General features: G+C 74.6%; 5 protein-coding genes. 1 reads left to right on the forward strand and 4 read right to left on the reverse strand.

Annotated elements, in window-relative coordinates; genetic code table 11:
• Positions 1–77: 77 nt before the first annotated feature.
• The 4 genes from AC4IJH_RS42435 to AC4IJH_RS42450 all read right to left on the reverse strand — a co-directional run bounded on the left by AC4IJH_RS42435 (position 78) and on the right by AC4IJH_RS42450 (position 8,307).
• Complete coding sequence (locus tag AC4IJH_RS42435) at positions 78–3,248, reverse strand: helix-turn-helix transcriptional regulator (RefSeq protein WP_490857392.1); 3,171 nt, start codon at positions 3,246–3,248, stop codon at positions 78–80.
• A gap of 124 nt (positions 3,249–3,372) precedes the next feature.
• Positions 3,373–5,259 (reverse strand): AfsR/SARP family transcriptional regulator, encoded by a 1,887-nt coding sequence (locus tag AC4IJH_RS42440; RefSeq protein ID WP_490857393.1) that lies wholly within the window; start codon positions 5,257–5,259, stop codon positions 3,373–3,375.
• Positions 5,260–5,758: 499 nt separating this feature from the next.
• Positions 5,759–7,456: an FAD-dependent monooxygenase gene (locus tag AC4IJH_RS42445; RefSeq protein WP_490857394.1), complete on the reverse strand. Its 1,698-nt coding sequence runs from the start codon at positions 7,454–7,456 to the stop codon at positions 5,759–5,761.
• A 263-nt stretch (positions 7,457–7,719) separates the two neighbouring features.
• Entirely contained in the window at positions 7,720–8,307 is a 588-nt protein-coding gene (locus AC4IJH_RS42450) for a TetR/AcrR family transcriptional regulator (protein WP_490857395.1), read from the reverse strand.
• Positions 8,308–8,403: 96 nt separating this feature from the next.
• Here AC4IJH_RS42450 and AC4IJH_RS42455 point away from each other — a divergent pair, with 96 nt between their 5' ends.
• Positions 8,404–9,987, forward strand: coding sequence for an MFS transporter (locus AC4IJH_RS42455; protein WP_490857396.1), 1,584 nt, complete (start codon positions 8,404–8,406; stop codon positions 9,985–9,987).
• Positions 9,988–10,036 lie beyond the last annotated feature (49 nt).

The raw sequence follows: 10,036 nt of genomic DNA on the forward strand, positions 1-10,036 counted from the left end.
CCGCCGGACGGCGTCCGTCCGGCGGCCCGGTCCCTGCCCGGCCCCCTGGCCCGTATCGGGCCACGGCGGCCCGGCGCCTACTCGGCCTCCCGTATCCGGTCGGTGCCGTCCGACTCCATACGCACCAGGTCGATGCGCGAGTGAATGCCCAACTTCCGGAAGATCTGCCGCAGATGGAAACCTACGGTGTGCGGGGAGAGGAACATCCGGCCCGCTACCTGACGATTGGTCAGCCCCTGGGCGACCATGCCCGCGACCCTGCGCTCGGTCTCGGTCAGGCTCGCCCACCCCGAACTGGGCCGGGCCGCCGCCCGCCAGTGCCGCCTGCGCACCCCCAGGTGGCGCAGCCGGCGCCGTACCCGGGCCGCGTCGCGGTCGGCGCCCAGGCGCGCGTACCCGGCCAGCGCCAGGTCCAGCGCGTCCACGGCGCCGTCGCGGGCGCCGCCGGGCAGCGTGCCCAGGTCCTCGGCCGCCGAGGCGCGGGCCCACAGGTCGCGGTGCTCCTCGGCGGCCCGGCGCAGCGCGTGGGCGTCGCCCTCGCGCACACCTCGGGCGTGCGCCGCGGCGACCAGCACCGAGGGCACGTCCGGGTTGTCGGCGGCCAGTTGGTCCATCACCCGCGCGGTGGCCGCGGCCGGCCGGCCGGCGCCGGTCCGCAGCGCGGTACGCACCAGCCAGGCCGCCGCCGCGGGCTCCTCGGCCAGCAGCCTGCGCAGCGCGGGCGGGTCGCGGTGCAGCTCCTCCAGCGCGGCCCCGACCGCACCGCGGTCCCCGCGCGCGTCGGCCAGCTGCGCCCCGATCCAGGCCGCGAAGGCGTGGCGGGCGCCGTCGCCGTCACCGCCGCGCGCCCCGTCCGCCTCCTGCCGCGTCCCTACGGCCTCCCGCAGCCGCCCCACGTGCTCGTCCGCCGCGCCCAAGTCGCCCCTGCGCAGCGCCTCCAGGGCCAGCACGCCCCACCCGAGCGGCGCGTACAGCGGCATCCCGGTCTCCTCGGCGGCGGCCAGCCCCTCCCGGGCCTGCGCCACCGCCTGCTCGCCCGCGCCCTCGGCGAGCGCGGCGCAGGCCCCCAGCAGCATCGGGATGCCGCGCAGCACCGGTGCGCCGCGCCCCGCGATGTCCGCGGCCAGCGCCTCGACTACGGCCGCGGCCTCGGCACTCTCGCGCAGACGGACGAGCATCGTGGCCAGCGGCAGCCGCGGCGGCAGATGCCAGGGCGTCCCCGCCCCGTTGTCGGCCCGCTTGACGACTTCCCGCGCCAGATGCAGCCCCTCGCTCAACCGCCCCTGGCGCCAATACACCTGCGCGAGCGCGGCCATCGCCCCCAACTGCCCCTCGCCCTCCACACCTGCGCCCCGCTCCAGCGCCTCGCCTTCGCGCACCGCCGCCGCGACATCGAGCGCGGCCAGCGCCCGCACCCGGGTGAGCGCGGCCGTACCCGCCGGTCCGACGGCCGCCGCGCCTGCTGTGGTCGCGCCGCTGCCCGCCACGCGCCCACGCCCGAGCCCGGCCCTGGCCCGCACGTCATCGGCGGCCCAGGGGCCCGCAGGACCCGCGCCCCCGGCCGCCCGGTCGCCCGCCACGCGGCCGCGCCCCAGCCCGGCCCTGGCCCGCAGATCGTTGAACGTCCAGTCCGCCGCGGTCCGTTCGGGACCGGTGGGAGCGGTGTCGGTCCGCATGGGTATGAGGGCGAGCCCGGTTGCGGCGCGTTCGTCCCGGCTCCGGCGTGCGGCCTCGCGCCCCGGGCTGTCGGGCAGCGCGCCGGTGCCGGCCGGGTGCACCGCTTCGGCAGCGGCCAGCGCCCCCGCGGCGCGGCCGTTGAGGAGCAGGGCGGTGGACAGGGCGGAGCGCAGGCGGGCGGCGTGAGGTGGGGGCAGCGGGCCCAGGAGGGCCTCGTCGGCCAGGGAGAGGGCGCGGGGCAGCGGGCCCGCGCGGGTCAGGGCCTCGACGGCGGTGTTCACGAGGTCGGCCGGTGCGGACCGGGCGCTGTCGACGATCTCCAGTCCGCGCAGGGCCAGTTCGGCGGCGGAGGCGGGCTGGGCGGCGACGAGTGCGGCGGCCGCCTCACCCAGGACGCCGGCCGCCCCCGTATCGCCGCGGCGGGCGCCGTGCACCAGATGGGCGGCGGCCGGCAGTGCGCCGCCGGGACGGCCGAGGATCATATCGGCCGCCTGCCGGTGCAGCGCCCCGCGCAGCGGCCCGGGGACGGTGGCGAGCAGCGCCTGGCGCACCAGGTCGTGCCGGAAGGCGATGGTGTCGTCCTCGCAGGCCAGCACGCCCGCGTCCAGGGCCTCTTGGAGGGCGGGCAGCACCGTGGCGGCGGGCTGGTCCAGCATCCGCGCGATGTCGTCGGGCGTGGAGGCCCGGCCCAGTACGGCGGCCACGTCCAGCAGCAGCCGGGTGGCGGGCTGGAACGCCGCCATGCGCTCGCGCAGCAGCGCGCAGAAGCGGTGCGGCGGGTGCCCGGACGCGCCGGGGGACAGCCGCGCCGTGCCGTCGGCGAGCTGCACCCGCTCCTCCTCCGCCAGCCCGTCCAGCAGCGCCACCAGCGCCGCCGGATTGCCGTCGGCGCCGCGTACGCAGGCCGTCAACTCCGGTGCGGGGGCGGCCCCCAGGCGATCGGCGGCGAGCTCGGCGACCGCCTGGTCCGGCAGCGGCCGCAGCCGGAGGAGTTCGGCGCCCTCGGTCTCCCGGAGCAGCGCGAACAGCCGGCCGACCGGCGAGGCCCCGCCCTGCTCGCTGCGCCGGGCCAGCACCCACACCAGCGGGTGCGCGGCGAACCGCGTCACCAGCGTGCGCAGCGCCGCGAGCGTGACCGGGTCCGCCCACTGCAGGTCGTCCAGGACGACCACCACCGGGCCGCGCCCCAGCCGCTGTTCCAGGCGGGAGTGCAGCCAGGTGATCAGCCGGGCCGGGTCGGCGCCGCTCTCCGACAGGGCCTCGGCCGTGCCGCCCAGCGCGGCGGCCAGTGCCGCCGAGGGCACCAGCCGCCGCATCTCGTCCGCCGCGCCGTGCGCGACGAAGAACCCCGCCTGGGTCGCGGCGCCGACCGCGTCGGCCAGCAGCCGGGTACGGCCCGCACCGGGCGGGCCCTCCACCAGCAGCGCGCCGCCGCGCTTGGCGCGCGCCGCCTCCAGCGCCGCCACCACTCGGCCCCACTGCTCCTCCCGGCCGTAACAGCGGTTGGCGCCAGCGGAGTTGAGCACGGCGAACGAGCCGTGATGGTGCGGTAGAACACTCGATGAGATCATGCGTGGCCCCCGTTCCTCACACATGGACAACACGGGCAATCCGTGGCACGAGTCTCACGGGCGCGGGTCAGGAACCGATGAGGAGGCGATGAGGGGTCGGATGCGCGGCGCCGGGCCGCCGGGTTCAGCAGCCGGTGGAGGGCTCCCGTACGGTCGCGTGCAGGACCGGCGGCGGCTGCATCAGCGTCCCCGGGGTCCCCAGCCGCTCCAGCGCGTACTCGTACACCAGCTCGTGCAGCCGGTAGTAGCGCTGGCCCAGGTCGTCCTCGGAGACCACCTCCAGCAGTGAGGCGTCCACCAGCTGTGTCAACAGCACTTCGGCCGTGGGCGGTTCGATGCCCAGCGCCCGCGCGCCCTGCGCGACGGTGAACAGCCGGCCGGGCAGCACCGCCATCTCCAGCAGCGCCGCCTGCGCGTCCTTGTCGAGCCTGCGGAAGCTGTCCTCGAAGCGGTCGTAGAGGTCCAGCCCCAGCACCGCCAGCTTGGACATACGGTGGCGCCGCCACTGCTTGGCCGCCCGGATCTTCTTGACCACCTCCGCCAGCGGCATCCGCGGCGGCGTCTTGAGCCGCTCGGCTATGAAGTCCAGCGCGAGCGGCAGACCGTCCGTCAGACGCACGATCTCGGCCGCCGCCTCAGGCTCGGCGCCGATGCGCTCGGGCCCCGCCACCCGCGCCAGCAACTCGACGCCCTCGTGCACCGGGAAGCTGCGCAGATACACCGTCTGCGCGCCGCCCAGGCGGTACAGCAGCGAGCGGCTGGTGATCACTACGGCGCAGCCCGTGCCGCCCGGCAGCAGCGGATGCAGCTGCTCGGCGGAGTCGGCGTCGTCCAGCACCACCAGGACCCGGCGGTCGAAGCTCCAGGTACGAAAGCGCGCCATCCGCCCGCCCAGCGTGCCGGGGATCTCCTCGGGCGGCAGCCCGATCCCCCGCAGCAGCTGCCCCAGCCCCTCGAAGGCGGTGGCCGGCGCCGGCCGCGAGCCCTCCAGCGGTACGTACAACTGGCCGTCGGGGTAGTGCTTGCGGATGGTGTGCGCCAGGTGGACGGCGGTGGCGGTCTTTCCGACCCCGGGCATCCCGACGAGAGAGACCACCGGCATTCCGGTCCGCCCGCCGCCCGCCGCCAGATACCCGCCGATCTCCTCCAGGACGGCCCGCCGCCCCGTGAAGTGCACGGTGTCGCGCGGCAGATGGGCGGGGAGCGGGACGGGGTCGGGGTGCGGCCGGGCCATGGGCGCCGCGCACGGCGGGTCCAGGCAGGGGTCGGCGGTGAGCATCGAGCGCTGCAGCCGCTGGAGTTCGGGCTCCGGCTCCAGTCCCAGCTCCTCGATCAGCCGGCGGCGCAGGTCCTGGAAGACCTCCAGCCCCTCGCTGCGCCGCCCCGAGCGGTACAGCGCCAGCATCAGCTTGGCGTGGATGCCCTCGTGCAGCGGCCGCGCCGTGGCCAGCGCCTTGAGCTCGCCGATCAGGTCGTGGTGGCGGCAGAGCTGGAAGTCGGCCTCCACTCGCATCTCCAGGGCGCGCAGCCGGCTCTCCTCCAGCTCGGTGACGTGCGCCTCCAGCAGTTCGCCGCGGTCGACGTTGGCCAGGGCGCTGCCCTGCCACAGGCCCAGGGCGCGGGTCAGCAGGCTCCGCGCCCGCCCCGGGTCACCGACCGCGAGCTCCTCGCGGCCCTCGCGCACCAGGGCCCGGAAGGAATGCAGATCGATCGAGCTTTCCGGGACCTGGATCGTATAGCCGTTGGGGCGGGTCTGCAGAATTTGGTCGTAGCCGTTTCCATTCGCCCGGGCCATGCTGCGGCGCAGCTCGTAAATGTAGGTGTGAATCGTACGGACGGCTTTACTCGGCGGACGACTGCCCCACAATTCGTCGATCAGCACTTTCGTGGGGACCACTTCGTTGTTTCGCAGTACCAGAAGGGCCAGTGCTTGACGGAGTTTCGGGGCGCTAGGTGTCTGGAGGGTGTTGTCGATCAGCACTTCGAAGTTGCCTAGAAGTTGAAACCTCATACGGAAAATCCCCCGTGATGGATGACTAGCGAAGAGTTCCGGACCCCGGCTCTCCCGTTAGGGCTTCAAGTTTTAGGATACAGGCGGCTTGGCTTGATCGATGGCTTTGGCCCTGGATTCGGCTCAATCGTGCCCGTGCGCCCGGCACTTGGGGGAATCGAACAGCGTCCGCCGCGCCTCACGTGCGGATTTATGCAACGGCGACCGGAGGTTCCGCTTCTCCGTGGGGCGCACCGGGGCGCAGGCAATACGGGTGCCAGGAGATCGACAGGGGCGGTCCGCGGCGCTGTGGGACGCCCCAATGGTCCCTGTTTCTTCAAGAAGAAGCACCGTGCGGGCCTGTGGCATCGTGCCCCTCCCGCTCGACGCGCTGACGGCCGGGCACGAGTTTCGGCCATTCGCCGGCCGGGGCGGCGGAATGCGCCACCGGCCATTGGCGGAATCGCCGTGCGGCCGTGCCCGGCCGTGGCCGGGAAAGATACCGAAGGGCATCGTTCCGTCAGGCGGGCGGCTCCGCGGCCGGCGCGGGAGCGGAGCCGCTGTGCCCAGACCGTACGCAGAAGCCGTCCAAATACGCTCCCAGCGCCGGGAGATCGTCGGCCGGGCCCGCGTAGCCGACGTGCCCGTCGGGCCGCACCAGGAAGAGGTAGGGGCGGTGGCGCACCCCGTACAGGCGGTGCAGCTCGCGCTCCTGGGCGCGCACCACGCGCACGGTGACGGCGGGCGCGTAGCGGGCCAGCAGTTCCTCGGCGGCGTGGTGGCGGGCCGCCGCCGACCGGCCCGCGCGCAGCCCCTCGAAGAGCAACAGGCTGTGCTCGGTGACCCCTTGGCGGGTGCGCCGCGGTGCCCCGTCCTGCCCGGCGTGGCCGATCGTCCCGTACGGGATGCGCTCGCCGGGCCCCGGCCCCTTGCGGGACGGCCGCGCCCCGGCGACCACGGGGCTGTCCGGGTAGCGGATCCAGGTCTGCGCGAAGAGCTTGAAGGCCAGCCGGCGCACGAGCGCCAGCCGGGTCAGCGGCCGCACCAGCCGGGGCGCCACCTGCGCCCGGAACCACACGGCCGCCGGGCGGTGCGCGGCCTCCACCGCGAAGCCCCGGTCGGTGCCGCGCAGCACGGTCCGCGCGACCTGGTAGCGCTCGGCCTCGTAGGAGGCCAGCAGTGAGCGGCGGGCCTGGCCCCTGGCCACCATCGCCAGCTTCCAGCCCAGGTTGAAGCCGTCGCCCATCCCCAGGTTCATGCCCTGCGCGCCGGCCGGGCTGTGCACGTGTGCCGCGTCCCCCACGAGGTAGACGGCGCCGCGCCCGAACCGCTCGGCGATCCTGCTGTGCGTGCGCACCAGGGACATCCACTCGGCGTTCTTGAGCGTGGCGTCCACGAAGAAGTAGTCGTCGAACCAGCGCTGGACCTCGGTCAGGGTGATGTCCGGGTCGATCTCGTAGGTGACCGCGCCGCCGGAGTCCTTGACCGCCAGGCCCGGGGGCACGGCCCCGAAGATGCGGTAGTGGTCGCCGGGCAGGTTGAGCAGGCCCACCGCGCCGCCGCGGGTGAGGTGGATCCGGGCCCGGTCGGTCTCCAGCCGCGACCGGTCGGGGACGTCCATCTTGACGTCGGCCAGCAGCCCCGTGTGGTCGTAGGTCTTGCCGGTGAACTCCAGGCCCAGCGCGTGCCGTACGGCGCTGGAGGCGCCGTCCGCGCCCACCGCCCAGCGCGCCGAGACCGTCTCCCGGCTGCCGTCCTGGTGCGTCAGTACGGCCACGACCGGGCCCTCGTACTCGGTGAACGCGCTGAAGCGGGTGTTCCACTCGACGTGGACGCCGTGCCCCGCCAGCCCCTCGATGAGGCTCTCCTCGGTGGTGCACTGGTCCAGGGCGAGGGCGTGCGGGAAGGCGGTGAGCGCCTCGGTGCCCCGGCCGACCAGCGGGATGTCGGCGGCCAGCCGCCCGCGCTCGTACACCTCAAGGTTCTTGATCTTCATGCCGCGGCCGACGACCTTGCCCGCCAGGCCGAGCCGGTCCAGGAGTTCCAGGGTCCGCACCTGGACCACGGCGGCGCGCGATTCCTTGCTGGGGCGGGGCTTGCCGTCCACGATGCGCAAAGCCACGCCGTGCTGGGCCAGCACATTGGCCAGGATGAGGCCGCTGGGCCCCGCCCCGATGATCAAGACATCCGTCTGCGTCGTTCCCGTCGGCGTTGCCACAGGCCACCGTCCCCACCGGCTCGGAGAAAACAAGCGCACACGCTAACCAGCGGGCCCGGGCCCCGGAATGCCTTGGCGGGTAAGCGAGTTGAGACCTGCGTGAGTGCGTGGGGTGCGGCGCAGCCCACCGCGCGTCGGCGGCGGGCGCCGGGTGATGCGCGCCCCGAAGGGGTGCGGGGCTGCGCCGAGATGCGGCCGAGCCGCGTGGGCGCGACCGGCCACGGCGCGCCCGCAGACCACGCACCACGCCCTGAGCGGAGCGCCTACGCGACGGGCCCGCCCGCGAGCGGCACCACGACCTCGTCCACCAGCTTGCGCACGAAGGCGCGGTCCACCGGCTCGTCGGCCAGCAGCACCCGGAAGAACAGCGCGGCGGGCGCCAGTTGCCACAGCAGGTCCAGGTCGACACTCTCCTTGACCTCGCCGCGCTCGCGGGCGCGCTCCAGGACGTCGAAGGCGGCCCGGCGCCGGGAGTCGATATAGCCGTCGCGCATGGCGGCGGCGAGCTCGGGGTTGCGGCGCAGCTCGCCGATCAGCCCCGAGATCACATCGCCCAGGCTCTCCAGCTCGGTCAGCAGCCCGTCCAGCAGGGCGGTGAAGTCGCCGCGCAGCGAGCCGGTGTCGTGCTGGACGGGGACGATCTCGGAGATGGCGTGGGCGAAGGCGGCGACGGCCAGGTCCGCCTTGGAGGGCCAGCGGCGGTAGACGGTGGCCTTGCTCGCCCGGGCGCGCGCCGCGACGGCGTCGACGGTGAAGCGGTCGTACCCCGTCTCGCGCAGCACGTCGATGGTGGCCGCGAGCAGCTGCGACTGGCGGGCGCTGCCTCCCCGCTGCGGTGGTGTGACGGACATGCGCGCAGTCTAGCCTCGCGCCGGTCGGTACGGTACGGTACCGTACTCGTAGGAGTCGTCCGAGTGTGCTCGACGAGACCTGGAGGGAGGGGGCCCGTGTCCGATACGGCTTCCGGCGCTTCCCCGAGCCCGACCACCCAAGACTTCACCTCCCGCCGCTGGGCGGGCCTGGCGGTGCTGTCGCTGAGCCTGATGCTCGTCGTGATGGGCAATGTCACGCTCACCGTCGCGCTCGCCGACATCGCCAGGGACCTGAAGGCCAGCAGCTCCGATCTGCAGTGGACGCTGGACGCGTATCCGCTGGCCATGGCCGCCCTGCTGTTCGCGCTCGGCGCGGTCGGCGACAAGTTCGGCCGCCGCGCGGCCCTGATGACCGGGCTCGGCGGCTTCGCCCTGTTCAGTGTGCTCGCCGCGCTCGGCTCCTCCGCGGGCGAGCTGATCGGCTACCGCGTCGGACTGGGCGTGGCCGCCGCGCTGGTCATGCCCGCCACCCTCGGGCTGGTCCGGGTGACCTTCCCCGACCACGAGCGCTCCAAGGCCCTGATGGTGTGGTCGGCGGCGGCCGGACTCGGCCTGGCGGCGGGCCCGCTGCTCAGCGGACTGCTTGTCAAGCCATGGGGCTGGGAGGCCGCGTTCTGGCTCAATGTGCCGCTGGCGCTGCTGCTGCTCGCCTTCACCCCGCGGCTGCTGCCCGCCTCGCGCAACGCGCACGCCGGACCGCTGGACCCGCTCGGCGCGCTGCTGTCGTGCGTGGCGCTGGGCGCGCTGGTGTACGGCATCATCGAGGGCCCGAGCGCCGGCTGGACCTCGGGCCAGGTGCTGGGCGCCTGGGCGGCGGCGCTGCTCGCGCTGGTCGGCTTCATCGCCGTCGAAGTGCGGGTGGCCAACCCGATGGTGGACCTGACGTGGTTCCGCAACCGGCACTTCGCCACCGGTACCGTCTTCTCCCTGCTGGTCTTCACCGTCTTCGTCGGCATGATCTACCTGATCACGCTCTATCTGCAGCAGCACCTCCAGGAGGACGCGCGCTCCACGGGGCTGCGGCTGCTGCCGGTGGGCGTCGCGCTGCTGGTGGGGGCGCCGCTCGGCGAGCGGGTCTACGGCAGGTTCGGCCCCAAGCTGCCCATCACCACGGGCCTGGTGCTCATCGTGGCGGGCACCGCCGTCCTCAGCGGCCTGGACGCCTCCTCCGGGTACGCGCCGGTGCTGTGGGCCGGCATCCTGATGGGCCTGGGCGGCGGCCTGGCCATCCCGGCGATGACCGACTCGGTGATGGGCAACGCCCCGGCGGAGCGCGGCTCGGTGGCCGGCGCCGCCTACGACGCGGCCATCGAACTGGGCGCGGCGCTGGGCATCGCCGTGATGGGCAGCGTCCTGGCCACCGTCTACCGCGACAATCTGCCCGCCGGAGGGCTCGCCCAACTCCCGCCCGCGGCGCAGGAAGCGGTCAAGGACTCGCTCGGCGCGGCCGGGGGAGTGGCCGAGCGGCTGCCCGAGCGCGCGGCCGGTGAGCTGATGAAGGCCGCCGACGGTGCGTTCATCGAGGGCTTCACCGCGGCGGGCCTGACCACCACCGTCATCGCGGCCGTCGCCGCCGTACTGGCCCTGGTGATCGTGCCGGGGCGGGTGCGCCGCCGGCGGGAGGCCGCCGTCGAGGCCGAGCACGCCGGCCGGACCTGAGGGCCTGGTGTCCGTACCCCGGCCGGGGTACGGACACCAGGCCCTCAGG

The organism is Streptomyces sp. UF-297 (assembly GCF_058245575.1).

Bases quoted from the DNA above. Each gene is read 5' to 3' on its own strand.
- AC4IJH_RS42440 (WP_490857393.1), bottom strand. From the start codon at position 5,259: ATGAGGTTTCAACTTCTAGGCAACTTCGAAGTGCTGATCGACAACACC.
- AC4IJH_RS42435 (WP_490857392.1), bottom strand. From the start codon at position 3,248: ATGATCTCATCGAGTGTTCTACCGCACCATCACGGCTCGTTCGCCGTG.
- AC4IJH_RS42450 (WP_490857395.1), bottom strand. From the start codon at position 8,307: ATGTCCGTCACACCACCGCAGCGGGGAGGCAGCGCCCGCCAGTCGCAG.